This is a genomic window from Winogradskyella sp. (assembly GCF_965228925.1).
In the GTDB taxonomy this organism is placed as follows: Bacteria; Bacteroidota; Bacteroidia; order Flavobacteriales; family Flavobacteriaceae; genus Winogradskyella.
In genome coordinates, this window is record NZ_OZ245845.1 from 1,122,457 (window position 1) to 1,148,833 (window position 26,377).

A 26,377-nucleotide genomic window follows, 5' to 3' on the forward strand; every position below is an offset into this window, starting at 1 on the left:
GGTAGTAGGTTAAAATGCTTGTTGATCGAATTACTAATAGAAAAATAAAAACGGTTAAGACTATATAGCAATTTGGTATTTGTCTTAGCGCATAAAAGAGGAAAAGGTTTATGTCTAGAGATAATGGGTTATAATTTCTACGGTATATTTGCTAGCGATGTCCTCGATAAACTTTGTAAAGTTCATATCTGCATCATGGGTTGAAGTATCTGAAATGCTTCTTATAATACCAAGAGGAATCTTATAGTTATGATATCAGCCCATCAACTTTCAACAGTGGCTGTCTTAAGGTTTGCCAAATATTGATGTACTTGACTCACAGCCATAGACCCTTCACCAACGGCAGAAGCAACACGTTTTACAGACCCTTTTCGCACATCCCCCACCGCAAAAAAGCCTGGGATATTGGTCTCAAGCGACTGTGGTTTTTCACGCCTGTAAATGGGGCATTGCAATAAGTTTTCTGGATTTACCATAGCTCCTGTATGTATAAAACCGCGTTCGTCCGTATCAATAAGACCTTCGAGCCATTCCGTACAGGGTTTTGCTCCTATAAAGGTGAACAAATTGGTAATAGTCATGGGAGTTCTATCTCCCTCAGAAGTCGTTAATACCACTGATTTAAGATGATGCTCGCCATGCAATTCCGTGACTTGAGTTTGTTTGTGAACAAAAATATTTTCTGCGGCTTCAATACGCTGTACGAGATAATCGCTCATTTTTGCACCGAGATCGTTACCTCTGATAATGACGTGAACTTCTTTGGCATGGTCTGCGATAAACAAAGCGGCTTGTCCAGCAGAATTTCCACCACCAACAACACCAACCAATTCATTCTTGCATGAGGAGGCGTTCATACCCGTTGCAGAGTAGTACACGCCACTGCCTTCATAGTGTTCGATATTAGAAATTGGCAACTGTCTATAATTGGCACCTGTAGCTGCAATGATAGCGCGCGATTTCACAACCTTATTATTAGAAGCGTATAAGGTGTAGTAATCACCATTGTGCTCTACGCGTTCCGCCCTATGAGGAATGGAAATATTACATCCAAACTTCTGGGCTTGTACATAAGCTTTATTGGCAAGATCCGTACCGGAAATTCCGGTGGGAAAACCTAGGTAGTTTTCAATTTTAGAGCTTTTACCAGCTTGACCGCCTGGAGCATTACTATCTATGGTCACTACCGAAAGTCCTTCGGAAGCCGCATATACACTGGCCGCCAAACCTGCCGGACCGGCTCCAATAACCAATACATCGAATACTTCATCACCAAAATCCATTAAAACGCCAGTATATTCGGCCAGTTTTTCAAGAGTTGGGTCCTTGCAAATCTCGCCCTCTGCACTTATAAAAATTGGTAAATCCTCTTGAGTTAAATCGAAATTCTCTAATAACTCAAGGGCTTCTTCTGAAGTTTCGGTATCTAAGAAGTTATACCAGATATGGTTTTTTTCCATAAAATCCCTAAGCTGATAGGTGATCTTGGAATTACTTGAGCCAATCAGCTTCATCCCACCAATGAAATCGCTCATCATGCTTTCCTTACGTTGAATAAAAGCACTCAATAAAATATCACTGATATCCACATATTTAGCGATGGCTTTCTTTAATTGGTCTGGTTTAATGCGCAAAACCGCTGTGCCTTTAGCCCCATAACCGTTTACCTGAGCGCTTCTATTTGATAGCATACTACTATCACCAGTAAACTCATTTTTTTGATGCCTTACAACAATTTCATCATTGTTATAACGGTTTTTAATGCAGATTTCACCATCGAGAACAACGTAAAAATCGTATTGCAAATCACCTATGGCAAAAACGACGGTTTCTTCTTCAAAGTGTTCGATGGTACCATAGGGTTTGAGATGCTCTATTTGGCGTTGGGTTAGTTCTGGAAATCTTGGATCTGTCATTTGTGGTTTTAATAGGTATTAATCAATTTGTGCTCATAACACCACAACCATTTTTCGCCTGGTTCTGCAGAAGCGATCACATGGTGTTTTGTAGCCATGGCGTGTTTACTGGCATGCTTATTTGGAGAACTATCGCAACAAAGGGTAGTACCACAGGTTTGACATGTGCGCAGATGTACCCAAGAGGCATTGGTTTTGACGCACTCATCACATTGCAATGCATTGGGTGTCTTAACTTCTAAAATTGAAGATAAATGTGTACAGGTTTTTTGTTTTAGTCCCATATAAGTATGCTAAAAAAGAGCTACTTAAAGATACTAATTATTTTATCGATGGAGATGATTTTAAAACCAAAAAAAAGCAGTGGGAATGTTATGCTACTTTTTTCAATAAATCAAAGCAAGGACATTTTTTACAGCGTTTGTGTTCTGCTTTTTTATATTTCTTACAGCATTTGGACTTGACCTTACCTAAGCCATCAAAACCTGATGTTTGAAGTACTTTGATACGTTCTTTCTTAAGCTTTTTGTCTTTCTTTTTACTCATTGAAGTCAAAACAATGGCGCAAAAATAACTATTTTTATTTATTCTAAATAAATTTTAACACTTGATATAAAAAAACAGGTGTAAGATATAACCCTACACCTGTTCTTTATAGCGTTTTTTGTGTGCTTATTCGGCTGGTGTATCTGCGGCAGAGACTACAGCTAGCTGTTGTATGTCTCTATCAAATAAATAAAGACCGCCTTTGTCGTCTCCAATCATATTAACTTTATCTAAAATTGTTCTTGCCGTGGCTTCTTCCTCTATTTGTTCTGCGACATACCACTGTAAGAAATTGTGTGTGGCATAATCCTTTTCTTGCAGGGATATATGAACTAATTCATTAATACTTTCCGAAACAAAAATTTCATGTTTTAAAAGTTTTTCGAACATTTCCTGGAAAGAATTAAAGGTCACATTTGGTGCATTTAGTTCAGAAATATGGGCATGCCCACCGCGCTCGTTCACGAATTTTACCAGTTTAAGCATGTGTTCCCTTTCCTCATCGGATTGATCGTACATAAAGTTAGAAATACCTTCTAGACCTTTTACCTCGGCCCAAACGGCCATAGCCAAATACACTTGCGATGATTCGGCCTCTATTCTTATTTGTTGGTTTAATGCTGCTTCTATTGTTTTTGATAACATAATTTCAATTTTTTACAAAAATAATGACTAAAACCTTAAAATCGAGTTAATGGCCTTTCAATAGTCTTATTCATATTTAATCTAATTTGAAGTTGACTTAAATCTCCTTGGATTCGTAATTACCGATTGCAGCTCTTAATTTTTTCTGCATGCGCTCACGGAGTTTTAAAGGTTTTAAGACTTCAATGCTCTCACCAAAACCGAGAATTAAGCGTTCTAATTCAAAATTCACCTGCACCAAAATATTAAAGATCACACCATCATCCGTATGTTTTATAACACGTTGGGAGGAATGAAATGGTTTTGTAATGACGTAAGGGGCATTGTACTTATCAATCCAAAATTCTATACGCTGTGCTTTAGCGTTAGATACCGTCACCCCAACGACATCTTTGTAATACACATCTCCATTAATATCGTGATCTATATAATTTTGATTACTCAACGTGGTTATCTTGGACATTCTATCTAAAGCTAAAGTGATAAATTTTTCTTTGTGGGCCGCTAATAAGAACCACCGATTGTTAAATTCTTTCAATAATTGTGGATGGACAATCATAGTACTTGGTTGTCGAGCCTTAAAGGATTGATATGTTATTTCGACCACGTTTCTATTCTGAATGGCTTCATAAATAGTATCGATATATTCTAGGCCTTTGAGCTGCTCATTTTTGTCCAAATGTATAATGGCGCGTTTGTCTTTTTGTGAAGCATATACCGAATCTTCAAGTCTTTGGAGGACACCATCCATTTCTTTGAACAAGGAGAAATCTTTAAACTGACGTAACACCTGAATGGCTTCATTCATAATCTTTACATCTTTATCAGTTACTGGAATGTTAATGATGCTATAATCAGGATCTTCATACTTATAATACTTTCGATCATACACTATGATGGGGGCATTGTAACCCAATTTATCACTGCGCATCATTTGTATATCGAGTTGTACGGTCCGTTTGCTGACATCGACATCTTTTCCTTCGTATTCGTAAAGGGCATCGGAGCATGCTTCTATCAAATCATTGAGTGTCCATTGTCTATAATGATTCTGAAGACATTTGTCAATGGTCTTGTAGCGGATTAAGGCGTTTTTGTTGATGGGCATCTTGCAAAAATTTTCTTGAATTTAGAATAAAATATTTAGTACGCAAAACTATTGCGTATTTTAAAATGAGATTTGTCTGGGAATAAAAAATAAAATGAGTAAACAAAAATTAAAAAATATTGCACAAGGTTTGTTGAGTTCTTTTTTAAGCAGAAACAACGATGTAAATGGCTATTGGGGCATTGGGAAAATTTACGCCTTAATGCTACAAAAGAATACCAATGGTGTTGTTATCGATTTAATTGAAAAAACCATAGTGCCAAATAGTGATGAATTTATTTACAGAATCTCAAAATATTCAGAGAAGTTAATGAACCAATTGAGAGCCCAAAGTATGGACGAAGCTTTTTTAAAGAGCGCAAAACTTAATTTAGCATGTAGCGATTTAAACCTAAACAGATTTTATCTAAATACATTAATCTGTAAACTTGTAATTACGGATAAAAACAATAGAAACCATATAGTTAAAAAAGAGGTGTTGTGTAGAAAACACAACCCAAAGTCAGAATTAAAAAGAGGATAAACATATGACAACTAAAATACTCAATAAGCTCAAAGCAATAGAGCACGATAAACATATAGATATATTATTCGCTGTAGAATCAGGTAGCAGAGCTTGGGGCTTTGCCTCCCCAGATTCTGATTACGATATACGGTTTGTGTATAAACATAAAAAAGAGTGGTATCTCAACCTTTGGGAACCAACGGACACCATACAATTTATGACTGAAGATGATCTGGACGGCTCTGGCTGGGATTTGCGAAAAGCATTACGTCTACTTGCAAAATCAAATGCGTCTTTTAGCGGTTGGCTATTTTCACCAATAGTGTATCGCGCAAATGAGGATTTTTTAAGCGCTATAAAAAAAGTAGCAAACGCTAACTTTAATCCTGTTTCTGGATTTTATCATTTTCATAGTATGAATAAAAACTTTGAAGATACTTTGGGTGCTTCCACAATGACCTTAAAGGGTTTCTTTTATGCCATACGTACTGCGCTTTGCGCCAATTGGATCTATAAAAACAAGAGCATACCTCCTGTATTATTCAGAGAAATGTATTCCTTGATAGACTCAAACTATCATTCAAAACTAGATGAATTAATAGTATTGAAGAGTAAGCGCATAGAAAAAAGTAACGATCACGTTGCCCCAGATTTAATACATTTGGTTAGGGATGTTATAAATGAAAACAATAACGTGAAAAATCAATTGGTGCATAAAAAACCAAACCCAAATGATTTTAATAGCTTGTTTATAAAAACATTGCAATCATGACATTAGAAACATTGAAGTCATCAGGGCATATTATTTTCGAGTGTATTAGTGGTAGTCGTGCTTATGGATTGGATACACCTTCGTCAGATACAGATATAAGAGGTGTATTCATTCTTCCTAAGTCAACTTTTTACAGTTTAGATTATGTCGGTCAAGTAAGTAATGAAACTAATGATATTGTTTACTACGAGCTAAGAAAATTCATGGAGCTTTGTGCTAAGAATAACCCAAATATATTGGAGTTACTCAATGTGCCAGAGCGTTGTATTTTATATAAGCATCCTATTTTTGATACCATTAAAATAGAATTGTTTTTGTCAAAACTTTGTAAGAACACTTTTGCCAATTATGCTTTTACGCAAATTAAAAAAGCACGAGGTCTGAATAAAAAAATTGTCAATCCCATGGAGAAAGAACGTAGATCTGTCGAAGATTTCTGTTTGGTTTTAGTTGGTAAAAAATCAATGCCTTTAAAACAATTCTTATATGAAAATGGTTTAAAAAGTAAACATTGTGGATTGGCTAAGGTTACAAAAATAAAAGATTGTTATCATCTATTCTATAATGTATCATTAAATTATAAAGGTATTGCTAGACCAGGCGCTAATGAGGTGTGTTTAAGTTCTATTCCTAAGGAAGAACCTCCTATTGCCATGCTCTATTTTAACTTAGATGGTTATTCATCATATTGCAAAAAGCATAAAGCCTATTGGACTTGGGTAAATGAACGCAACGAGGAACGTTATAAAAGTAATACGTCTCACGACAAAAATTATGATGCTAAAAACATGATGCACACCTTTAGATTATTGCATATGGCCAAAGAAATTGGGGAAATGGGAAAAATAAATGTGAAACGATCTGATAGAGATTATTTGTTGGCTATAAAAAATGCTGAATTTGATTATGATGATTTGGTAGCCAAGGCAAAAAACGCAAAGGAAGAACTTGAAATTATTTTTAATAAATCCTCACTTCCTGAGAAGCCAGACTTAGAAGCTGTTAATAGTGTATTATTCAGTATAAGACATAAATTCTACAATCAGAATTTTGAAAATTGAAAAATTTATTCCAATATTTGCCGCTGTATAAATTAAAGAAAACCTATATGAATCTATTAACATCACATAAAAAGGACGCAAATCTGCGCTGTTGTCGGTATTTATAGATTAGGTATACAGTATAAAGTTTAGTAAAAGCGTCCAAAAAAATAAATTTGGGCGCTTTTTTTGTGAAACTCAATTTTGAAACCCCATTTAACGAATTCAAAATTGTAAGCTGAGCTAATCCCGATAAAAAATTGGGATCTAAGAATAAAAATTTTTCAATGCCAAGACGCGGTGTATTGATTAACTACATAGCAGGCCATCAAGGACTTATAAATCTGAAGGAATTCGGACAAGGCTTCTATGGTCTAAAATCAACATAAATAATTGATTTTCAATAAATTAAATCGATTATTTATTTGGAAGTTTCAAAAATTCCATTTTATATTTGCAGCGTAAAATTAACTATTCGATGTCTTAGTATTGGTTACTGAGCGCAGTCGAAGTAAAAACGAAGTAATATGTTTCATAGTAAAACAATTAAAAGTATGACGAGAGCACTAGGTGCTTTGTTATACACGCTTCGTGACATCTTTCCAGATAAATAGAGATCTATTTTTATCATACAAAGAGTCCGAAGCCCTAAGTTTCGGACTTTTTTGTATGCCTAATTTAAAATTATATAGGCAGCAAAACTTCTGAAAAAATGGATCATTACCCTAATCAAGGGAGGTTGAATAGAAAGTCATTGTTCATGCAATTGTACTTTCTCAAATAAACAGTAAACGCCAAACGAAGATATGATTACATATAATTTAAAAACATGTATTGAAGATTTAAGTGGCTTTACATAGATCATCATCTGGTAAAGAAATTTAAAATGAAAACTAATTGGAACACTCAGAACACGCGAATAAGACAAGGAGCTTATCTCGCATTAGTAGAACGCATATATAACGAAGACAATAAACCAACACGTTACAATGGGTCGATGGAATCCATGCTTCGCGAATTCTTTTCTAAGACTAGTAAAAAGAAATATGTATGGAAACGAAGAACATTCAAGAACCTATTGGTGCACATGTACAATCAAAAGTGTTATGCATTGTTGAGAAAGTACAATTACGTTACTGTTTTACACAACATCAGTGCTTTTGGAAACCTCATCTTGAGAGACATTGAACAATGGGAAAATGTCTACAGCACCCAAGAGGAGCAGTTAAATGCATTAATAAGACACTGCTTTACGCTTTATGATACACCTAAGTTTTTGGAGCCGGCATTTTATGGCAGTGAAAAAAAGTATATGCTTTGGTATGTGCAGTTAGGACGAGGAAAAAGTGTAAAAAGTTTGGCCAATATGCCTGTAGTACTTACCAGTAGAATGGCGCACGCATTTAGAAATGCACCTGCTTTTCTATCGGTAAACGAAGCTTTACGATATGCCCAAGCTGTAGGTTTTGGAGCTTCAACTAAGGTTGCAAAATTCATAGCGCTTTCAAGATTGTCCATCATTAGAGAGGATCAGGAAACGTTTTGGGCAAGCGTTGTTCAATTCTTTTCAAAAGAAGACGATTTAAATGTGAGCGAACTAGATGGCATTGTAGACTATCTGACACACAAGCATCGTGAGGATTCATCTTTTTCAATGAAAAACAGGACTTACGGCGCACTTTTAAATCAGTCGCAAGAATGGCATCGTCTGGTTTATCAACAAGAACGAGGTCAGCGATATGCTTGGAATACATCAGGAATTAAGCCTTTGTATGTAGAAGAGGTTGTCGATAACAAAACGATTGTTTATAAGACCGAAGAGCTTCTTAATTCGGACGCGCTTTTTGATGAAGGTCAAGCTATGCAGCACTGTGTTTCAGAATATGATGATGACTGCGAAGAAGGACGATGTTCAATCTTTTCGTTGCGACAAGAGGTTGAAGGAGAGCCAATGAAGCGTTTGGTAACCCTAGAAATAGAATTACCAAGCTATGAGATCGTTCAGGCCAAAGCCAAATGTAATCAAGAGCCTGATAGTAAATCCATGGAGTTAATCAGCCACTGGATTAATAACTCCCAGGTGAGGCGCAAAGCTGAAATAGAGCATGGGCAGCCCTATCAACCGCAACAACGTGTTGAACAACCCGTTCATGCCAGAGCTTATGAAGTAAGACAAAACCCTGTATTTAGCAGGGATTCAGTCTATATCATATGGCTAATTATAAAGCTTTTGTTATTAATAGCGAAAGCAATGAGTATGTAAATCCGAAGGTGTATTCTAAGTAATACACCTTCTTTAAAACAAATAAAAAATAGAAATCATGGGATTAACCATTGCAGATGCCTATTATTTAAAAGCAAAAGGGGCATCATGCGGTTTTTTTAGCGATTGGGATGAGGTATGCGAAAATCTAAATTATGCATTGTCATATGATGAGACGCATTGCCCTTCTTTAATGTTGCTTGGTGAGATTTATGCATCAAATATGATAATGTATGATAAAGCCTATGAGTGTTTCGACAAAGTCATTTCCATAGACCCTAAAAATATTGAGGTATATGGTACATATGTCAAATATCTTATTTGGGCCAATGAAGTTGAGCGTGCAGAAAAGCTTTTAGTTTTTGCATTAACACTTAAAGAAATTGATAAGGCATACCTGCTTTGGTTGTCTTCATATCTGGAGGATGTGAGGGGTAACTATAAAGTGAGCTTAAAATTCTTAAAAGAAGCAAAAAAATATTGTTATAGTGATGCTTATTTCAGTTTTATGCAAAATGAAGAAAAGCGCATCAAGAAAAAGATAGAGCTAGAAAAACCAAAAAAGAAAAAGTCTTCTAATTCTGATAAAAAGAAAAAGAAGAAGAAAAAAAAGAAATAAAGAATTAAAGAGAAACTGATATGAGACGACAAGAATTATTAAAGCGGTTCTTAACAAATACCGATAAAACAGGTCGATTTATAGTTAGTAGTAAGATTACAGGAATTACCTATTTTGTCGAACCCATTGACCATGGAAAACCTAATACACTTTGGGGGGACTATGATCCAGCAACCCAAAAATTTACAGGGGATTATGGAAACAAATCAATTGGTGCTGTAAAAGAGAAGGACTCTTTAATTACAGAAGAAAACGGATTCATTAACATTTTAACTTTCAAAGGAAGCCCTTTAGGCGAAATAGATCGGAGAGACAAAATGTATGAATCTAATCAATAGTTAACTACATAGTGAGCCAACACGTGTTGGCTCACTATTAAAAGATATAGAAAACATGAATTTAACAAGAAACATATACTTTACGTCTGATCATCACTTTGGTCATACGAATATTATAAAGTTCACCAACCGGCCGTTCGAAACGGTTGAAGAGATGGACGAAGAGCTTATAAAGCGCTGGAATAGCCGGATCAATAAACATGACAAAGTTTATCATTTAGGTGACTTCGGCCTCTGTAAGGCTGAACGTATGCGAGAGATTTTAGAGCAACTAAATGGTCAAATCTTTTTAATACGAGGTAACCATGAAGGGGCCGCTTTAGCAAACCCTAACCGGTTTGAATGGGTTAAGGATTACTTTGAGCTCAATGTTAATGATGCGGATGCACCCAATGGCAAGCAAAAGATTATTCTCTTGCACTATGCCATGCGTGTTTGGCGCTCTAGTTTTAGAGGCACTTGGCATCTCTACGGCCATTCGCACGGTAGTTTACCAGATGACCCCAATAGTAATAGCTTTGATGTCGGTGTTGATTGCCACGATTTTTACCCTATTACTTACGATGAAGTCAAAGCCATTATGAGTCGAAAGACTTGGGAACCACCATTTAAATAATTAACATTCCTGCATCTGCAGGAATCTAAAACTACTAAGAAATGAATTATAAGAATAACATAATTATTATTGATTTAGAAGCCACTTGTTGGAATGGAAAAGTTCCAGAAGGGCAAGTCAATGAGGTTATAGAAATAGGTATTTGTGTCTTAGACACAGCTACCGGATTAATAACTCAAAACGAAGGAATATTAATTAAACCCACACGCTCAGAAGTTAGTCCCTTTTGTACAGAACTAACAACTATTACTCAAGAATTGTTAGACGCTGAAGGTATCTCTTTTAAAGAAGCTTGTGCTAAACTAAGAGAAGATTACAATGCCCATTATTACACTTGGGCAAGCTATGGAGCTTATGATCTCAAGATGATGAAAAAACAATGTCATATCAGAGGTGTTGACTATCCTTTATCTCAGAATCATATTAACGTAAAGACATTGTTTTCTGAAACAAGAGGACTACGTAAAAAAGTAGGAATGAATGGAGCCTTAAACATTCTAAATATTCCTTTAGAAGGAACACATCATAGAGGAGTGGATGATGCTAAAAACATCGCGAAGATTCTACATTGGTGCATAACAAATAAAGCATAGTCCATATAATTTAGACAAAAATAATATGGAAAGGATTATAATAAACTTAGATAAAGCCCCATCAGAACGATGGCATTGGCTGAAGGATTATAAAAAGGAAACCAATAACCTACTAAAATACTATTTAGAAGATTTGAGCAGTGCTGGTATTTTTGAAACCTATATAGACACTTATAAAACACTGTTTATTAGCGAAGATTACCAAGAAGAGATTGCATGTGTTTCGCAATACAGTGATTTTTCAGAAAATCAGGTGCTCATAACGAATCTCTACTACGATGCCTTAAAATTTGTATTTGGCTGCACCTCATTCTGTGTGACGAATCAAAAAGAGAAGCTTCATGCTAGGAATTTGGATTGGTGGTCGGAGAATAATATTTTGGGGGAATTTACCAAGCTATTCGATTTCCAAAGGAATGGAGAAACAAGATATTCCTTGGTAAGTTGGCCCGGTTTTATCGGAGCCTTATCTGGCGTGAAACCCGGGAAGTTTTCTATTACATTGAATGCCGTATTGAGTAATGAAGCGCCACAATTTGCCATTCCTATTACATTCCTCATTAGAGATGTTTTAGAAAACGCTGAAACATTTGATCAGGCTGTTAAAATGCTTTCTGAAACTTCAATCGCTTCCGATTGTTTACTAATGGTTGTTGGGACAAATGATGGTGAAAGTGTTGTTATAGAACGTACACCAACCGCATTCAAGTGGCGTCATCCCGAAAATGGTCAGTTGATTGTTACCAATGAATATTTAGCATTGACAGACAACAAACAAACTAACGATACACTTCAGCTTACGGCATCAGGAAGGCATAGACGTGTACAGGAATTGCTTAATGATAAAACGCCAAGTTCTATTAATGACTATTTTGATGTACTTTCAGATGATGAGGTCAAAATGGGAATTACAGTTCAGCAAATGATTTTTGATCCCGCTAATGGGGACATTTATTTAAAGATATAGCAATACATAATTATTAATAAAACAAAACAAAATACGATGAGTTACATAATGGTAGATATAGAATCTGACGGCCCAATTCCTGGAGATTATTCCATGATTTCTTTTGGTGCCGTCTTAGTGAATAATGAATTAGATACAACATTTTATGGCAAACTAAAGCCTATATCCAATAATTGGATAAGTGAAGCTTTAGCTGTTTCAGGACATACTAGAGAAGAAACGATGAGTTTTCCAGAAGCAAAAAATGTAATGTTAGATTTTAAGGATTGGATACAAGCAAATTCAAAAGGAAGACCAATATTTATCAGTGATAATAATGGTTTTGATTGGATGTTTATATGTTGGTACTTTCATCATTTTATTGGCGAAAATCCGTTTGGGCATTCTTCCAGAAGGCTGGCCGATCTTTTTTGTGGATTGCAAAAAGACACCTTCGCAAAATGGAAACATTTAAGAAAAACGGCGCATACGCATAACCCGGTTGAAGATGCCATGGGAAATGCAGAAGTGCTATTACTTATGAAAAATGAGATGGATTTAAAAATTAGTCTAAAATGAAAATGAAATAGTTTAATATTAAATCTATTTTACTATTATAATTCTTATTGAATGTCACTGTGCTGTAAAGGCTTCAATTTCATGGATAACTGCCTTACCTGTCTCTTTTAGCTGCTCATATTGATCAATCATCATATCAAATTGAAAAGCGGCCAAATTGATAACATTTCTATAAGCGGGTAATGCGCTATAGGCTTTAAAGGTGTCTATATATTCCGATTGTGGAATTGCTATTTTGCTTAAAGAATCTTGAGGTATAAATGCAGAGGCTAAAACCAGTGTTCTGTCAAACTGCGTTGATATGTGCGCTTCTTGAGTTAAAATGTAGTCATTATAGCTCTTTTCATTCTCGGCAATACCTTCTATTAAGCCGTGATATTGAATCAATAAAGAATCTAATACCGTATTGTTGATTTTTCCGAAGGAACCTGAATTTTTTAAAGACTCATAACCATCGGTTTTGGCTTTAAAATAAAAGTCTGCAAAAGCAATTCCACTAGCCATCATCACATACAAATTCTCGCCCTCCTTTTTGGTAAGCATGGCCATTCTTGCTTTTTTACATAAATCCGCGAATTGTTTTCGAGAAACACTGATGGTATCTAATTCGCGCAGGTCTTCTTGTGTATGAGACCTGATCTTTAATAAGTATTCATTTAAAATTTGATTTTCTTTTTTGACCTCATTCCAATTGTTGATCTGCAAGGCAATGAGTATACCAATCACCACTAACAGAATTTCTCCTATCGCATATTTTAAATAGTTACTAGTCTTCCCTTTTTCGATGAGTTGAAATCTTACTTTTCTGAAAATTTTCATTGGTCTATAGGTTTGGTTGCTAACGCGTTTTTCTTCTTTCTCCGTAAAAACTTAAATGTCCACTTTAGGCCAAAGAAGGGATGTAAGACTGAAATTCGTCTGATAATCAATTCGTAAATAGTATAACATCCAGCAAATGTTGCCATTACAATCAATGGAAAAGACAGATATACGGGGAGCTTAAGAGGTAAGATATAAGCCGAAGCACCATAAAGCACGATCATGTGAATGATGTAAACCGGATAAGCTGCAGTACTCAAATAGGATAGTATTTTACTGGGTTTGTTTAAGTGCTTATAACAAAATCCGAATACTGCAAAAATCCAACTGTTCGATTCTATCACCATTAAATACGCTGGGGCTTCTGTTGCAAAAACCGTAAATCTTATGGTAAAAAGTATAGCTGCAATAGCGAGGTATAACCAGCGCCATTTTAAAACATTTTGCCAGAAGGATGTTCCGATATACATAAAGAAGAATCCAAAGAAAAAGCATAAGAACCCTAACACAAATCCATGCCAGGTCTCAGCATACAATGAAAAAGGTATTGGCTTAAGGATTAATGCTTCGGTAATAAAGAAAACATTTACAATAAACGGAGTCAATGGATATGCCATCAATTTCTGAATGAAAAGGTTCAATTTATTGTTCTCATTTTTCTTCAATAATAAGAATACTGGCAGCAACAATAGAACATACAGAAATATATTTCCAAGGAACCATAAATGACCCATATGTGGATAATAATCCAATGCCATGTTGTAATACTTTTGGAATACAAAGATGTGAAGCGGCGTTATAGCGACTATTCCAAATAAAAATGGCACCAGTATTCTTTTAGAGCGTTCTGCGATGAGTTGAAGCCAGTTTCTTTTTCTCATGGCGAAGAATAAGCCCATACCAGAAACATAAAATAGGATAGGGATTCTCCATACATTCAACAAAGTCATGGGTTGCCAAAGATCTGTTGATAATTCGTCACTTCTAATAAAGGCCAAAAACATAGCCCAAGGTTGGAATACAATTGCAATATGATAGATTAATAACAATCCTATCGCAATCACTCTTAGCCAATCTATATCATATCTTCTTTCCATTGTTTTAAGGTTTAGTCAATTATAAAATCACTGTAGCATCATTGCAATGACAGGTCTAGCTGCTTCCAATTTCTCAAGATCCAAATTGAATCCCATGGGCTCTAATTGCACAATCATCATCTCATAGATGGGTTTCATTTGAGCAAAATCTCCCATAACCGTTTCTCTAGGAGTAGCCCCATAGTTGTTTTTAATGGTTTTATCAGCTTTGGCATCGATTAACAACTGTACAATTTCTATTCTTCCAAAAAATGCAGCTGTGTGTAATGCTGTTGCACCGTCATTATTTTTAATCGATAAATCTGCATTGGCATTGATTAAAGCACTTGCAATGTCTACTTTGTTAAAAGTCGAAGCTGTAATTAAGGGGGAGGAACCGCTCATGGCGTCTTTTTTATTCAAATCACTTCCCGCTTTGATATGTTGTTTTACAACTTCCATATTCTCAGAGAGAATGGCGGCGTGAATATCCATTGAGGGTTTTTCAATAGAAGTAGATGCTTTAGTTGTTGACGTTTGAGTTTCGTTTTGTTTACAGGCTCCTATAAGCATAAATAGCATTAGCGATAAGCAAATAAGTGTCTTGAATTTAATTGAATTTTTCATGATTAAAATGTTTTTGATTTTTGTTCGATACAAATATCCGCCAAGTCGTGAAGCAAGTATAAACAGTGATGAATCAATATATATGAAGTTTGAAGCGGGGGTATAAATTATGATGCTTCAATATAAATTATGATGCAAGCTCATGATGCAAACCAGAAAAACAGTGTATTTTACTTTAAGTTTCAAGAAAATATTTAACTTGTTTTTTTTCTGATGTTTTATGTCTAAAACTTCTTCTTCTAACGGCTTTTTAAAACAAGCAAAGGAATTTGTGTTGGATGAAATTTCCAATGAACAGTTTGGAGTTTCAGAATTGGCGAATGTCATGAACATGAGTCGGTCCAGTCTATTGAGGAAGATCAAAAAACAAACCGATTTATCGGCGAGTCAGTTTATAAGAAATATTAGATTAGACAGGGCAAAGGCATTACTTGCAGAAACGGAGCTGACGGTTTCGGAAATCTCTTTCGAAGTTGGTTTTAGCAATACATCATACTTCATTAAATGCTATAGAGAATACTTTGGTCATCCACCTGGGGAGTCCAGACAAATGATTAATGAAGAAGATTCAGAAGAACTAGGGTCGCTTCCTCCGGAATCTGAAAATCATGAAGCAAAACAATCTTTTTTCCGATTGCACCTTAATAAAGTGATTGCGGCAATAGCAATTATTGTGATTGCTGTTATCAGTTATCATTTTGGAACGAAGGATGCTAATACCGATCATACTACTTTTGATAAAACAATAGCTGTGCTTCCGTTTAAAAATATGAGTGTGGATTCTTCGAATTTGTATTTCGTTAATGGTCTTATGGAAGCCTCATTAAATAAACTTCAAAAAATTGAGGACTTAAGAGTAGTAAGTAGAACATCTGTAGAAAAATATAGAGCTTCAAAAATGTCTATTACGGACATTGCTAAAGAATTAAATGTAAAATACATAGTGGAGGGAAGCGGACAAAAGAATAATAATGAGGTGTTATTAAATATACAGTTGATCGATGCAGAAAAAGATACACCTTTATGGACTGAGCAGTACAATTATAAATTAAACAACATTTTTGAGCTTCAAAATACAGTTGCCAAAAAAGTGGCTTTTGCTATAGAAGCCAATATTACCCCAAACGAATTAGCCAGAATAGACAAAGCACCAACCGAAAATATTGCCGCTTACGATATGTTTTTAAAGGGCTATGAAATAAGTCAAAATAGAACTTCTGAAAACTTGTTGGAAGCTATAGAGTTTTATGATAAAGCGACTGCATTAGACCCAGAATTTGCATTAGCTTATGCCCAAAAAGCAATAGCGTATTATTACTTGGATCAATTTAAGATTGAAAAGAAATATATTGATAAACTTAATGAAAATGCAGATAAGGCCTTATTGTACGACTCAAAATCAGATATTAGCCTAATTGCGAAGGCCTTATATTATATATCAACATTTGATTTTGATTTAGCCATTCCACATCTTGAAAAAGCCTTAGAGTACAATCCTAATTCTTCAGTTGTGGTGCTCATCCTGTCAGATTTGTATGCACGAGCAGTTCCAAATACCGCTAAGTACTTAAAATATGCTCTAAAAGGTATTCAACTAGATATTGAGGCCAATGATTCTATTGGCAAAAGTTATATTTACTTACACTTGAGTAATGCGCTTATACAGTCCGGATTTGTTGATAAAGCTGTAGAGAATATCGATAAATCTATCGATTTTTATCCTGATAACCCGCATGCACCTTACCTGAAACATTTTATTGAATATGCCAAATACAGAAATATCGAAAAAACAACAGAATTGATGCTTACCGAATGGCAGAAGGATACAACGCGATTAGATGTTTTAAATGAAGTAGCCAAACTGTATTATTACCAAGAAAATTATAAAGAAGCTTATAAATACTACGATATATACAATACTATAAAGTCAGAACGGCAAATAGATTTATACCCACATGAAGACTTAAAAATTGCCATATGCTATGAAAACATGGGCTTTAAAGAAGAAGCAAAGCAGTTTTATGATAGCTATGCAACGTATTGCGAAAATGATAGTTCAATTTATCAACCAGCAAGTCTGGCTATTAAGCATATATATGATGGTAATTATGACGAAGGTATCGCCCAATTTAAGGTGTTTTCTAACAAAAGTAATTTTCAATATTGGATGGTAGTATTTCTAGAACAAGATCCTTTAATTAAAAAAATACAAGCGCACCCTGAATACCAAAAGACCGTAACTAGTATAAAGGATAAATTTTGGGAAGATCATAAAGGTATCAAGCAGATGCTGGAGGACAATGGTTTACTTTAAATTATAATACTACGCAAAAAGAGTACGTTTTAGCGTATTTATATTTGTCAAAGAAATAAAAAGTATATATTTACACTGCAAAATGGAAAGACAACAAATACATAAACAACCGATGTCGCGCTTTAATGAGTGTGGCGATTATAGATGGGCAGTCATTTTACTGAGTACCATTACAGGACGTTTTGTATCTATTTTTAAGTGTTGAATATGATTTAAATATTATTAAAACCATTATATAAAACGTCCGACTTAAAAGTTGGGCGTTTTTTTTGGTTGAAACTTAAGTTTTAAGAGCTTACAAAGCGAAATAAAACGTATTAGTTGAAATCATCCCTCTAAAAAAGAGGGATCTAAACACAAAAACTTTGAAAATATTTTGAAGCTATAAAAACATAACATAGAAGCTAAATAAACAGTGAAACAATTGGGAGACAGACTATTGTAAACATGTTAGAAATCTGTAGTAATACGGACAGGAATTCTATTATCTAAAAATAACATAACTAACTGATAATCAATAAATTAAATTCAAATTTTTCTTGTGTAATTCAAAAAATCATTTCATATTTGCACCGGCTTGTACTGAGCTTGTCGAAGTATCGAAATAATTAAAAAACAAATGACAAACTATTTACAACATAGTATTCAAATAAGTCTCTGGATATGCGCGCCGAAATATATGGCCGTAGTAGAGAATGATGAAAGATTTACAATATATACTAGGAAGGTTATGGATACATAGATCAATGTATTCATAGATATAAAGAAAGCGCCTTCCGTAAAACGAGGCGCTTTTTTTATGGTGTTCTTTAAAACAATAGAGATTGACTCGTGGCTCAGTAGGTTAGAGCACCTGTCTTTTAAACAGGGGATCGTGGGTTCGATTCCCACCGGGTCAACATAGGGGAAGGGCAATCAGATAGGTGACTGAAGCAATCTTGAAAATTGTTGAGCTTTAATAGGCCTTGTGAGTTCGATTCACACTCCTTCCGCAAAACTGGGAGAATAACAATGGCTGTTTACTCGCTTTGGAAGCGAGAGGTTGTAGGTTCGAGTCCTGCCTCTCAGACTAGATTAACAAATGGAGAGTAGACAAATATTGGTTTGTTGTGCTTACCTGCTAAGTAAGTCTGCTTAAAGGCAGTAAGAGTTCGATTCTCTTACTCTCCGCAACAATTATGGGGATGTAGTTTAACGAGCCAAAACCGTGGGTTTGCAACCCGCAGAACGGAGTGCAAGTCTCCGCATGCTCCACAAAGGATAGTGTAGCTCAATGGTAGAGCGTGGACCTGTTAAGTCCTTGGTTATAGGTTCGAACCCTATCACTATCTCAAAAGACAAGGTGGCTGAATGGTTAAGGCATTGGTCTGCAACACCAACATCTATGAGTTCGAATCTCATCCTTGTCTCAAGGATAGAAACATTTTAAACCTGTTTAAAAATGTAGACATCCAATTTGGGATTTGATGAGAAGGCGCAGCAATCTCATCCTTGTCTCAAAAATGGGAATGCGTCAACGTTGGAGAGTTGATCCAGTCTGTAAAACTGGCGCGAAAGCTAAATAGGTTCGAATCCTATTATTCCCACAATAAGCATCTATGGTGTAATTGGCAACATAGTAGATTTCCAATCTATAGCTTCGAGTTCAAACCTCGATAGATGCTCATCATAAAACACGCTTATAGTGTAATTGGTAGCATTTGAGTCTCCAAAACTTAAGGTTAAGGTTCGAGTCCTTATAGGCGTGCAACATACATCTATGGTGTAATGGAAAGCACTAAAGATTTCTAATCTTTCAGTCTAGGTTCGAATCCTGGTAGATGTACAAAACTGGTTCATTGGGGTAATGGTTATCCTTCCCGACTGTCTCTCGGGAGAAACGAGTTCGATTCTCGTATGAACCGCAAAAGGCTCTATTAGCATAGTGGATTAGTGCATCCGACTTTCTATCGGAAGACAAGGGTTCGATTCCCTTATAGAGTACAAATTGAGGCATAGCTCAGTGGAAGAGCATCACGCTTACATCGTGAGGGTCGTAGGTTCGAATCCTGCTGCCTCAACATATTGAGATGTAGCTTAATCTGGTAGAGCATCGCTCTCATAAGGCGAAAGGTTCAGGTTCGATCCCTGACATCTCAACACATGCAGGAATAGCCGAATTGGTATAGGCACCAGATTTAGAATCTGGAATTTGAGAGTTCGAGCCTCTCTTCCTGTACAGGACGTTGCGTTAAGAAAATGTCTATTAGACATTTTTAGCAAACGTGCCAGATGGTGCGTAGGCAACTTAAGCTTCGCTGGCCAAACTGGAAAAGGCATCAGTTTTAAGCGCTGTGATTTCTTGGTTCGAATCCAAGGCGAAGTACAATTTAAGCTTATGGTGTAATGCTTCGACTGCGCTCAGCACAAGTAAATGTACTCTGGGCGCTGTACTGAGCCTGTCGAAGTATTCGAGTCCTATTAAGCTTGCAATATTAACTCATGATGTAAATGGTAAGCATACAGGAATTTGACTCCTGAGGTATAGGTTCAAGTCCTATTGGGTTATCAGACTCTGACATAGCTTATCCCGATAGCTATCGGGAGGTAAAGTGCAAACCTGATATGTTTGTGGATAATGGCCTGTACTGAGCCTGTCGAAGTATTCAAGTCCTTTTGTCAGAACTAATTATGGTGGTTTTAGCTTATTTGGTAAAGTACCTCACTGTGAATGAGGAGAACAGAGTTCGAATCTCGGAATCACCCAAAATGGAGCAATAGCAAAGCAGGTCTATGCGTCTGGTTGAAGCCCAGAAGATACTGGTTCGAGTCCAGTTTGTTCCACAATATTGGAATATAGTTTAATGGATAAAATCCTTGGCTACGGACCAAGAGATGCGAGTTCGAATCTTGCTATTCCAACGTTTAAATAATTGTATAACTAAAAAATGAGGAAATCGTGAAACTAACACAGCAAAAATGGAGGAACATGAGCGGTAAGGTGTTTGATGAACCAATTACAAAACTTGTAAAAGAAGCTATCGTGAGAGAGCAAAAGGCAGGGCATCGCTTAAAGATTTGTGTAGGCTCGGATTCACAAGCCTATCAGGATCATATCGCTTATGCGACAGTGGTCGTGGTACTGCGTGAGGGTAAAGGTGGTTTTATGTTTATCCGAAACCTTAAGGGCAACACAAAGATTGGGATTAAAGAACGTATGCTTAAAGAGGTGGCGATGTCGATAGAAGTGGCTTATGCTATCTGTAATATTCTGGAAGCTTATAATGTGGAACTTGAAGTCCATGCCGACATTAATACAGATCCAAAATTTCAATCTAACGTAGCCCTTAAAGACGCTATGGGTTACATACTAGGAATGGGCTTTGTATTTAAGGCCAAACCTGAGGCTTTTGCAAGTTCGTACTGTGCGGACAAAGCCGTATAAAGAACTTCACTTTAGAATAGGGTCCTATTCTTTGTTAGGGAATTCTGCCGGGTTCCATTCGTCTGGAGCCTGGTGGAAATCTAAATTATTAAAAACAGAAAATGAGGATAAAATGTACTTTTTAATACAATCAAATATTTACTCCGATCCAGATCATGGAAGGATTTATGATGCGTTAGATGAATTAAACTATTCGTACGAAACCATTATTGTTACAAAGGAAACTAAGAAAATAGGGTTAAAAACGAATAGGAAAAATGTTTTTGTGTATGGTTCGGTAACCCTGGCACGTTTGGCCTTGAAATGCACAGATTGGTATCCAGGGTCATTTTATAGCAACAATCATTTGTTTGAGACTTATTCAAAGCAGTATAAAGAAAATGTATTAAACTACGATTTTGAAGTAGTTAAATTAAATGATAAAATCGATTGGGATAATAATGAGGAACTCTTTATCAAACCCTTAAGAAACGCCAAAGTATTTACAGGAAAAGTGTTCGACAAGTATGAATGGGAAGAGTTTAAACATGAAGCATTAGCTTGTAGAAGGTCTGAATATTTTAACGAAAAAACTCTTGTCCAAATATCAAAACCTCAAGTCGTTTTTAAAGAAGCTCGCCTTTGGATAGTAGGAAGGCAAATTGTTGATGCGGGTTATTACAGATTTAATGCCAATACGCTTTTTGAGCAGAATGTGGCTAAAGAAGGAATAGAATTGGCAAAGCAAATGATTTCCGTTTTTAATGTTGCCGAAGCCTTTGTAATGGATATAGGTTTAACGTCTAATGGTTGGAAAATAATTGAAGTAAACTGTATTAACAGTTCAGGATTTTATCCTAACACTAATGTAAAATCCATTTTTAAGGCACTAAATCTATACTTGTCAAAAGGTTGACTAACAATTCATCTTTTGAAAATAGGGTGGTGCAAACGAATTTAAATTAAGAAACTATGAACACAAAATACATAGCATTGTCACCTATTTATAGTACGGATTCTAACTTAATAAGTCAGGCTACATATAACAAGGATGATTTAAGAAGTATACGTTGCTTAAAATGGGATGTACCTTTTGACGAGCGTAAAAATATAATCGGTGTTTATGGTGAAGATTTCTTTACCACACATGTTGCAGGCCAATGTGGTCTTCATTTATGTAATGTAGATGACCATTGGTTGGCTACTGTGCCGAATCAATACTTGAAGCGAACCGTAACTCGCCAAAAGTTAAAAGATGTGTCGGTAGAGGACAGTTTTATTAAACCGGTAGAGGCGAAGTATTTTAAAGCTGGAATTTACAAAACAAAAGAAGCTATTAATGGCTTTAATAATTTAGATAAAGATCAATATGTGTATATCAGCACTGTGGTTGAATGGGATTGTGAAGTACGTACGTTTGTTCAGGATGATGAAATAAAAACACAATCCACATATCTCAAGGATGGGCAATATTATATTGATACCCATATTCCAAAAGATAGAGATGGTTTTAAAAAGTTTACTAATGCATTTTTAAACGATCCAGAAGTGAAGCTTCCAAAAGCCATTGTTATAGACTTTGGATACATCAAAGGTTTTGGATGGGCTCTAATTGAAGCAAACCCTGTATATAGCTCAGGAATTTATGCTTGCGACCCACTAAAAGTCTTAGAAGTTTTAATAAAAAGTTGTGAAAACTAAAATAATTTTTTACTACGCAAAAAGACTGCGCAATAGCGCAAAACATTTGCAGAGTAATTGATAAAAAGTCTTTGGAATCAGACTTTAAAGTAGTGCTCTGCCAGACCAAGACGCTGGCAGAGCTCATAAAAAACAAAACGTTCATTGACATAAAAAATAATACCTTCTTAAAAGTTTGTCATTCTGAACTCTTGCACTGAGTGTAGTCGAAGTGTGTTTCAGAATCTGAAATAAATTCAGATTGACAGTTTTTTAGAAGGTAACGGGCGGCTTATCGTCCTTAGATAAACTTGGTAACAAGGATAAATCTGTTTGTAGGCACTGCAAATGGAGACTGCTTTTACGCGAAAGCAGTGCAGGTAAGCAAGCAACTCACATAAGTTACTATTTGCAGGGGGCAACCGCTGACGCAGATGAGAACTTATAGCCGACAGTAATTAGGCTTGAGATGGAGACATCAACAGGAAAAGTTGTAGTAATGGGTTACGTTGAGGTTATCCAGCCTAGCGGAGCGCATTGCAGTATTAAAGTGACCCGATAAGAAATTATTCGGTGACTTAACCTACCGTGTGCTGGGAGGCATGCAAGGAAAAGGTTGGTATTCTGTAGGCAAAAATCTACGGAGCCATTTTCGAAGCCCTTTTCCTAGGTCATGAGATATAGTCTAATTAAGGACGCTGTACATCCAATACAGAGGTTGGAATTTTTTCCATATCGCTTAACGCAAAAGACTTCGAACGTTACAGCAGCTAGTAGTTGCCTAAACCCATTGTAATATATGGGACAGTAAAGGCCGCAAACCTTTACTGTGTAGTGAACATTCTAATAGGCCGCCTCAGAGAGAGGACGTCTATGAATGGTGAGGGAGCCAACCCTTGTAACTGCAAAGCGTGGCGCAAAGCCACTATGCAGGCCAAGTCTAAGTTGCTGAACAGCTGTAACGTAATTAGGCATCGGATAAGTACGCAATGCTCTAAGCAATGAGCGGCGTGTGGAAAATTAGGGAAAGGCTACGGCTATAATCCTAAGAAAGCTTATCCTAAAGCGAAGGTATTCTCAGAACGCTTTTTAAAATATTAATACCTCTTTAGCTTAAAGGGAAGAGTTGTGTAACGATTTTACGTTAAGAAATTGTCTATTAGACAATTTTAGTAAAATGCGAGTTAGCGCGCTGGTAAAATCGTAGGCACGGAGTGATAGGATGATGTGGTTGGTGGCGAGCCTGCCAATGACTAGATTTTGCAGAAGCACCGAAATACACAGGATGTAAAGTAGGGAAGCGCATTTGGAGCCTATCTGTTCACTTTTGTGAAAGTACCAGTTCGAAATGCTTAGCATTGGCTTCGCCGAATTTTAATTTGGCAAGCAGATTTTAAATTTCATGAACACTTTTAAGCAAATAGAAATTCAGTGAATAATCTGGTAAGGGGTACAACGTTCTTTAGCATAAAATGGTCCAGTAGCTCAGAGGATAGAGCAGCGAAAATACTTTTCGCTTTCGGCACAAAAAAGTTCCTGTAAAGATTCAAAATCCGCGGGTCGTGGGTTCGAATCCCACCTGGATCACACACATATTACTGACACAGAAAGTTCCTATGATTAGTTAATTCTCCACCATTATTACTTTCCGTTAGTAAAACTATTGAAACATAAAACGTTCCTATAATGCTGGTTCGACTCCGGCGCTCGTAAGAGTAAGAGGATTAGATTACGTTTCGTTTCAGCAAAAGACACAAAGCGTTCCTATATCTGGTTCGATTCCAGAGCTCGTAAGAGCTTGTGGTTAATTTACGCTTCGTCTAAAAGACAAATAGAGTTCCTATAAATTACGGTCATCACTCCCGCAAAAGGGGGTATGAAAAACTACTCTTCGTCTTTAAAAATAATAGGTAAAAGGTGTTCCTATAATCAATTGACTTTTAATCAACAAATACGCCTCACTTATTTAAATTTAAAAAATTATGAATACATTAAAATTATTTAACGCTGTTATAGCGAAACCATCAAATGAAAAGCCATACATCTCAGATGAAGGCTATATCATAGCTCCAAATGCACTTTGGGCAAAAGACAGAATCATTGCGTTTTTAAAAGCTGAAAAGCTCAATGGTAATGATCTTAATAAGACGTTTCACAAGTCATGGAGCAAAATCAAGAACAGTACTAGATATCAATTGTATGTTGATCAAATTGAACATTATTTGTCCACATACGGTAGCGACTTTCAGGAAGATATTTATATTCCCGAAGAAGTCTTGAATATTCCAAATGTTAAGCTTAATTATAAGGTCATCAACGCATATACATCAGATGAGATGGCACAAAAATGCTTGGCATTGTTAAAATCTGGTATTGCTTTAAAGGAAGATACTGTAGACACATTGATCATGGTATTAATGGATGAACTAAGCTATACCTTTAATGGAAAAGAAAACATTAAAAACAAGGAAGCTATTGTAAAGTTAGCCGAGTTCTATAATGTTTACCCAGAAAATCCTGTTGAATTTTTCAGATACATTATCTATAGAGCAACAGATACTACTCTGTTGATTAAAAATGATACGTTGATCGAATTAATTAAAAGCAGTTCTTACAACCCAACGCAAGCGTTTAATAGTTTTGGATTGGAAAAACTTGCTGAAATTTTTAATCGTTTCAAGCCTTTGTTTTTAGCCTTTAAAAACAGAGCGCCAAAAACAGTTAATAAAATTAGCAAGCTGTCTAAAACCTATCACAAGCCTTTGGTGTCTAATCCTTTAAATGATGTGACAAATACGTTGTTAACGGATAAGGACATGCACTGGTTAGATAATGCAACGCCATTTGCATTATTTAAAGCATTATCTGCATGTTATACCAGAGCTCAAGGTCAAGATGCTTTTTTATACCGAATTAGAAATGGTAAATCTTGGGTGACATCTGATGGTATGACTAATGTTGGTAGAAAAAACATGCTTGCAAATCTTTTAAAGAAGAACAAAGCTGGTAAATATAAAAAGACCGTTATAGAGAATCCTTTGTATAAAGAGAATTACCAATTCTTAATGGGTTATTTGAAGCAGCGTTTTGATTTAGCAGGTAAACGTCTATTCTTCCCAGAGGATATAACCTATGCCTTACCAACATCAGAAAAAATGTATGTAGGTAACATTCCTACAGGAACACGTTTTTATGGTAAAAAGTTAGCTGTAGGTATTTATTGGGAGGATGCTTGGGGAGCACGAGATCTGGATTTGTCTGGTTTAAATATTGCAGGCAAAATCGGTTGGAATGCTACCTATAACCAGCAAAAAGGAAACCTTATGTATTCGGGAGACATTACATCTGCACCAAATGGAGCGGTGGAATATTTATACGCTAACAAAGGCTTAAATGTCCCTACCTTAGTACAAAATAACGTATACAATGGAACAGCTGATTGCGGTTATAAAATCGTTATTGGTAAGGGTAGTTCTGTTTCTAAAGACTATATGATGGATCCAAACAAAGTGTTTGCGGACATTAAATGCGAATCGGTACAGAAGCAGACTATTTTAGGGCTATTGGTTCCAAAAAAGAATAAGCAGTGTTTCGTCTTGTTAAATTTTGGCGCAGGACATAACAGAGTGTCTGGAAATTCTGAAGTATCAAACTTGGCGACAAAAGCATTGTATCAGCAATGGAACGAACCATTATCATTTGATAGTTTGGTTAAAGCTTTAGGCGCAGAGATTACTAATTACAAAGATGAGGCAGACTTTGACTTTTCTTTAGAGAATTTGGAAAAAGATAGCTTCTTAAAGCTATTTGAATAAAGAAAAACCCAGTAAAGATTTTTTTTACCGGGTTTTTCAATTAAAAAATAATCTACGCAAAAAGATTGCGTAATTTCATAAAATATTTGCTTTGTCATTCCGACAGAGCGTATGCGACGAGGAATCTCATAAGAGTATAAAGTTGAATTTAAAAAGA

Annotated in this window: 23 protein-coding genes and 19 tRNA genes; 34 read left to right on the forward strand and 8 right to left on the reverse strand. The window is 35.9% G+C overall.

The features are described from left to right. Positions 1–263: 263 nt before the first annotated feature. The 5 genes from ACO052_RS04570 to ACO052_RS04590 all read right to left on the reverse strand — a co-directional run bounded on the left by ACO052_RS04570 (position 264) and on the right by ACO052_RS04590 (position 4,215). A complete protein-coding gene (locus ACO052_RS04570; RefSeq protein ID WP_422106832.1) occupies positions 264–1,916 on the reverse strand; it encodes an FAD-dependent oxidoreductase in 1,653 nt (550 codons plus the stop codon). A gap of 8 nt (positions 1,917–1,924) precedes the next feature. Then, positions 1,925–2,200, reverse strand: coding sequence for a UBP-type zinc finger domain-containing protein (locus ACO052_RS04575; RefSeq protein ID WP_422106833.1), 276 nt, complete (start codon positions 2,198–2,200; stop codon positions 1,925–1,927). Between the two features lie 88 nt (positions 2,201–2,288). Further along, positions 2,289–2,462 (reverse strand): hypothetical protein, encoded by a 174-nt coding sequence (locus ACO052_RS04580; RefSeq protein ID WP_422106834.1) that lies wholly within the window; start codon positions 2,460–2,462, stop codon positions 2,289–2,291. Positions 2,463–2,588: 126 nt separating this feature from the next. Next, the gene (locus ACO052_RS04585) at positions 2,589–3,107 is read right to left on the reverse strand and encodes a ferritin (protein ID WP_422106835.1); all 519 of its coding nucleotides are present in this window, start codon (positions 3,105–3,107) and stop codon (positions 2,589–2,591) included. A 97-nt stretch (positions 3,108–3,204) separates the two neighbouring features. Next, a complete protein-coding gene (locus ACO052_RS04590; RefSeq protein ID WP_422106836.1) occupies positions 3,205–4,215 on the reverse strand; it encodes a helix-turn-helix transcriptional regulator in 1,011 nt (336 codons plus the stop codon). 94 nt (positions 4,216–4,309) lie between these two features. Between ACO052_RS04590 and ACO052_RS04595 the strand changes: the two genes are divergently transcribed. The 10 genes from ACO052_RS04595 (at position 4,310) to ACO052_RS04640 (ending at position 12,486) form a co-directional block, all read left to right on the forward strand. Continuing rightward, complete coding sequence (locus ACO052_RS04595) at positions 4,310–4,738, forward strand: hypothetical protein (RefSeq protein WP_422106837.1); 429 nt, start codon at positions 4,310–4,312, stop codon at positions 4,736–4,738. A gap of 4 nt (positions 4,739–4,742) precedes the next feature. Beyond that, positions 4,743–5,492: a DNA polymerase beta superfamily protein gene (locus ACO052_RS04600; protein ID WP_422106838.1), complete on the forward strand. Its 750-nt coding sequence runs from the start codon at positions 4,743–4,745 to the stop codon at positions 5,490–5,492. After that, complete coding sequence (locus ACO052_RS04605) at positions 5,489–6,553, forward strand: DNA polymerase beta superfamily protein (RefSeq protein ID WP_422106839.1); 1,065 nt, start codon at positions 5,489–5,491, stop codon at positions 6,551–6,553. Before ACO052_RS04600 ends, ACO052_RS04605 begins: the two co-directional genes overlap by 4 nt. 865 nt (positions 6,554–7,418) lie before the next feature. Next, a complete protein-coding gene (locus ACO052_RS04610) occupies positions 7,419–8,795 on the forward strand; it encodes a PcfJ domain-containing protein (RefSeq protein ID WP_422106840.1) in 1,377 nt (458 codons plus the stop codon). A 58-nt stretch (positions 8,796–8,853) separates the two neighbouring features. Beyond that, positions 8,854–9,414 (forward strand): tetratricopeptide repeat protein, encoded by a 561-nt coding sequence (locus tag ACO052_RS04615; protein WP_422106842.1) that lies wholly within the window; start codon positions 8,854–8,856, stop codon positions 9,412–9,414. Positions 9,415–9,434: 20 nt separating this feature from the next. Then, entirely contained in the window at positions 9,435–9,752 is a 318-nt protein-coding gene (locus ACO052_RS04620; RefSeq protein ID WP_422106843.1) for a hypothetical protein, read from the forward strand. Positions 9,753–9,807: 55 nt separating this feature from the next. Beyond that, entirely contained in the window at positions 9,808–10,368 is a 561-nt protein-coding gene (locus ACO052_RS04625; protein WP_422106845.1) for a metallophosphoesterase family protein, read from the forward strand. A gap of 41 nt (positions 10,369–10,409) precedes the next feature. Continuing rightward, positions 10,410–10,961: an exonuclease domain-containing protein gene (locus tag ACO052_RS04630; protein ID WP_422106846.1), complete on the forward strand. Its 552-nt coding sequence runs from the start codon at positions 10,410–10,412 to the stop codon at positions 10,959–10,961. 25 nt (positions 10,962–10,986) lie between these two features. After that, entirely contained in the window at positions 10,987–11,928 is a 942-nt protein-coding gene (locus tag ACO052_RS04635; protein WP_422106847.1) for a C45 family autoproteolytic acyltransferase/hydolase, read from the forward strand. Between the two features lie 36 nt (positions 11,929–11,964). After that, positions 11,965–12,486, forward strand: coding sequence for an exonuclease (locus ACO052_RS04640; protein ID WP_422106848.1), 522 nt, complete (start codon positions 11,965–11,967; stop codon positions 12,484–12,486). 54 nt (positions 12,487–12,540) lie between these two features. Here ACO052_RS04640 and ACO052_RS04645 read toward each other — a convergent pair whose 3' ends face one another. Genes ACO052_RS04645 through ACO052_RS04655 form a run of 3 tightly spaced genes read right to left on the reverse strand, consistent with a single transcriptional unit; the run spans position 12,541 to position 15,008 of the window. After that, entirely contained in the window at positions 12,541–13,305 is a 765-nt protein-coding gene (locus ACO052_RS04645; protein ID WP_422106849.1) for a DUF6090 family protein, read from the reverse strand. After that, on the reverse strand, positions 13,302–14,402 hold the full coding sequence (locus ACO052_RS04650; RefSeq protein WP_422106850.1) for an acyltransferase family protein: 1,101 nt from the start codon (positions 14,400–14,402) through the stop codon (positions 13,302–13,304). Before ACO052_RS04650 ends, ACO052_RS04645 begins: the two co-directional genes overlap by 4 nt. 27 nt (positions 14,403–14,429) lie before the next feature. Then, positions 14,430–15,008 (reverse strand): ankyrin repeat domain-containing protein, encoded by a 579-nt coding sequence (locus ACO052_RS04655; RefSeq protein ID WP_422106851.1) that lies wholly within the window; start codon positions 15,006–15,008, stop codon positions 14,430–14,432. Positions 15,009–15,228: 220 nt separating this feature from the next. Here ACO052_RS04655 and ACO052_RS04660 point away from each other — a divergent pair, with 220 nt between their 5' ends. The 24 genes from ACO052_RS04660 to ACO052_RS04775 all read left to right on the forward strand — a co-directional run bounded on the left by ACO052_RS04660 (position 15,229) and on the right by ACO052_RS04775 (position 26,220). Beyond that, positions 15,229–17,322 (forward strand): helix-turn-helix domain-containing protein, encoded by a 2,094-nt coding sequence (locus ACO052_RS04660; protein WP_422106852.1) that lies wholly within the window; start codon positions 15,229–15,231, stop codon positions 17,320–17,322. Positions 17,323–18,147: 825 nt separating this feature from the next. Next, positions 18,148–18,221, forward strand: a tRNA-Lys gene (locus ACO052_RS04665). Positions 18,222–18,319: 98 nt separating this feature from the next. Further along, a tRNA-Pro gene (locus ACO052_RS04670) sits at positions 18,320–18,391 on the forward strand. 111 nt (positions 18,392–18,502) lie between these two features. Further along, positions 18,503–18,576 (forward strand) — tRNA-Ala (locus tag ACO052_RS04675). A gap of 5 nt (positions 18,577–18,581) precedes the next feature. Next, positions 18,582–18,653 (forward strand) — tRNA-Asn (locus ACO052_RS04680). A 5-nt stretch (positions 18,654–18,658) separates the two neighbouring features. Continuing rightward, positions 18,659–18,731: transfer RNA gene (locus ACO052_RS04685), tRNA-Cys, on the forward strand. A 95-nt stretch (positions 18,732–18,826) separates the two neighbouring features. Further along, positions 18,827–18,908 (forward strand) — tRNA-Tyr (locus ACO052_RS04690). Between the two features lie 6 nt (positions 18,909–18,914). After that, positions 18,915–18,986 (forward strand) — tRNA-Gly (locus ACO052_RS04695). Positions 18,987–18,997: 11 nt separating this feature from the next. Next, positions 18,998–19,069: transfer RNA gene (locus tag ACO052_RS04700), tRNA-Trp, on the forward strand. A gap of 6 nt (positions 19,070–19,075) precedes the next feature. Next, positions 19,076–19,147: transfer RNA gene (locus ACO052_RS04705), tRNA-Arg, on the forward strand. An 85-nt stretch (positions 19,148–19,232) separates the two neighbouring features. Then, positions 19,233–19,305, forward strand: a tRNA-Glu gene (locus ACO052_RS04710). Between the two features lie 5 nt (positions 19,306–19,310). After that, positions 19,311–19,382: transfer RNA gene (locus ACO052_RS04715), tRNA-Val, on the forward strand. A 5-nt stretch (positions 19,383–19,387) separates the two neighbouring features. Further along, positions 19,388–19,461: transfer RNA gene (locus tag ACO052_RS04720), tRNA-Met, on the forward strand. A gap of 5 nt (positions 19,462–19,466) precedes the next feature. Next, positions 19,467–19,540 (forward strand) — tRNA-Leu (locus tag ACO052_RS04725). Between the two features lie 73 nt (positions 19,541–19,613). Continuing rightward, a tRNA-Leu gene (locus ACO052_RS04730) sits at positions 19,614–19,687 on the forward strand. Positions 19,688–19,797: 110 nt separating this feature from the next. Continuing rightward, positions 19,798–19,870 (forward strand) — tRNA-Gln (locus tag ACO052_RS04735). Between the two features lie 124 nt (positions 19,871–19,994). Further along, positions 19,995–20,067, forward strand: a tRNA-His gene (locus ACO052_RS04740). A gap of 5 nt (positions 20,068–20,072) precedes the next feature. Continuing rightward, positions 20,073–20,145: transfer RNA gene (locus tag ACO052_RS04745), tRNA-Phe, on the forward strand. A gap of 6 nt (positions 20,146–20,151) precedes the next feature. Further along, a tRNA-Arg gene (locus ACO052_RS04750) sits at positions 20,152–20,223 on the forward strand. A 37-nt stretch (positions 20,224–20,260) separates the two neighbouring features. Further along, positions 20,261–20,746 (forward strand): ribonuclease H-like YkuK family protein, encoded by a 486-nt coding sequence (locus ACO052_RS04755; protein WP_422106853.1) that lies wholly within the window; start codon positions 20,261–20,263, stop codon positions 20,744–20,746. Then, positions 20,712–21,641: an ATP-grasp domain-containing protein gene (locus ACO052_RS04760; protein ID WP_422106854.1), complete on the forward strand. Its 930-nt coding sequence runs from the start codon at positions 20,712–20,714 to the stop codon at positions 21,639–21,641. Before ACO052_RS04755 ends, ACO052_RS04760 begins: the two co-directional genes overlap by 35 nt. Before the next feature lie 56 nt (positions 21,642–21,697). Then, positions 21,698–22,426 carry an ATP-grasp domain-containing protein gene (locus tag ACO052_RS04765; RefSeq protein ID WP_422106855.1) on the forward strand — a complete coding sequence of 243 codons (729 nt, stop codon included), beginning with the start codon at positions 21,698–21,700 and terminating at the stop codon, positions 22,424–22,426. A 1,453-nt stretch (positions 22,427–23,879) separates the two neighbouring features. Beyond that, positions 23,880–23,992, forward strand: a tRNA-Leu gene (locus tag ACO052_RS04770). A gap of 395 nt (positions 23,993–24,387) precedes the next feature. After that, entirely contained in the window at positions 24,388–26,220 is a 1,833-nt protein-coding gene (locus ACO052_RS04775) for a hypothetical protein (protein WP_422106856.1), read from the forward strand. Positions 26,221–26,377 lie beyond the last annotated feature (157 nt).

Bases quoted from the DNA above. Each gene is read 5' to 3' on its own strand.
- ACO052_RS04570 (WP_422106832.1), bottom strand. From the start codon at position 1,916: ATGACAGATCCAAGATTTCCAGAACTAACCCAACGCCAAATAGAGCAT.
- ACO052_RS04575 (WP_422106833.1), bottom strand. From the start codon at position 2,200: ATGGGACTAAAACAAAAAACCTGTACACATTTATCTTCAATTTTAGAA.
- ACO052_RS04580 (WP_422106834.1), bottom strand. From the start codon at position 2,462: ATGAGTAAAAAGAAAGACAAAAAGCTTAAGAAAGAACGTATCAAAGTA.
- ACO052_RS04585 (WP_422106835.1), bottom strand. From the start codon at position 3,107: ATGTTATCAAAAACAATAGAAGCAGCATTAAACCAACAAATAAGAATA.
- ACO052_RS04590 (WP_422106836.1), bottom strand. From the start codon at position 4,215: ATGCCCATCAACAAAAACGCCTTAATCCGCTACAAGACCATTGACAAA.
- ACO052_RS04595 (WP_422106837.1), top strand. From the start codon at position 4,310: ATGAGTAAACAAAAATTAAAAAATATTGCACAAGGTTTGTTGAGTTCT.
- ACO052_RS04600 (WP_422106838.1), top strand. From the start codon at position 4,743: ATGACAACTAAAATACTCAATAAGCTCAAAGCAATAGAGCACGATAAA.
- ACO052_RS04605 (WP_422106839.1), top strand. From the start codon at position 5,489: ATGACATTAGAAACATTGAAGTCATCAGGGCATATTATTTTCGAGTGT.
- ACO052_RS04610 (WP_422106840.1), top strand. From the start codon at position 7,419: ATGAAAACTAATTGGAACACTCAGAACACGCGAATAAGACAAGGAGCT.
- ACO052_RS04615 (WP_422106842.1), top strand. From the start codon at position 8,854: ATGGGATTAACCATTGCAGATGCCTATTATTTAAAAGCAAAAGGGGCA.
- ACO052_RS04620 (WP_422106843.1), top strand. From the start codon at position 9,435: ATGAGACGACAAGAATTATTAAAGCGGTTCTTAACAAATACCGATAAA.
- ACO052_RS04625 (WP_422106845.1), top strand. From the start codon at position 9,808: ATGAATTTAACAAGAAACATATACTTTACGTCTGATCATCACTTTGGT.
- ACO052_RS04630 (WP_422106846.1), top strand. From the start codon at position 10,410: ATGAATTATAAGAATAACATAATTATTATTGATTTAGAAGCCACTTGT.
- ACO052_RS04635 (WP_422106847.1), top strand. From the start codon at position 10,987: ATGGAAAGGATTATAATAAACTTAGATAAAGCCCCATCAGAACGATGG.
- ACO052_RS04640 (WP_422106848.1), top strand. From the start codon at position 11,965: ATGAGTTACATAATGGTAGATATAGAATCTGACGGCCCAATTCCTGGA.
- ACO052_RS04645 (WP_422106849.1), bottom strand. From the start codon at position 13,305: ATGAAAATTTTCAGAAAAGTAAGATTTCAACTCATCGAAAAAGGGAAG.
- ACO052_RS04650 (WP_422106850.1), bottom strand. From the start codon at position 14,402: ATGGAAAGAAGATATGATATAGATTGGCTAAGAGTGATTGCGATAGGA.
- ACO052_RS04655 (WP_422106851.1), bottom strand. From the start codon at position 15,008: ATGAAAAATTCAATTAAATTCAAGACACTTATTTGCTTATCGCTAATG.
- ACO052_RS04660 (WP_422106852.1), top strand. From the start codon at position 15,229: ATGTCTAAAACTTCTTCTTCTAACGGCTTTTTAAAACAAGCAAAGGAA.
- ACO052_RS04765 (WP_422106855.1), top strand. From the start codon at position 21,698: ATGAACACAAAATACATAGCATTGTCACCTATTTATAGTACGGATTCT.
- ACO052_RS04775 (WP_422106856.1), top strand. From the start codon at position 24,388: ATGAATACATTAAAATTATTTAACGCTGTTATAGCGAAACCATCAAAT.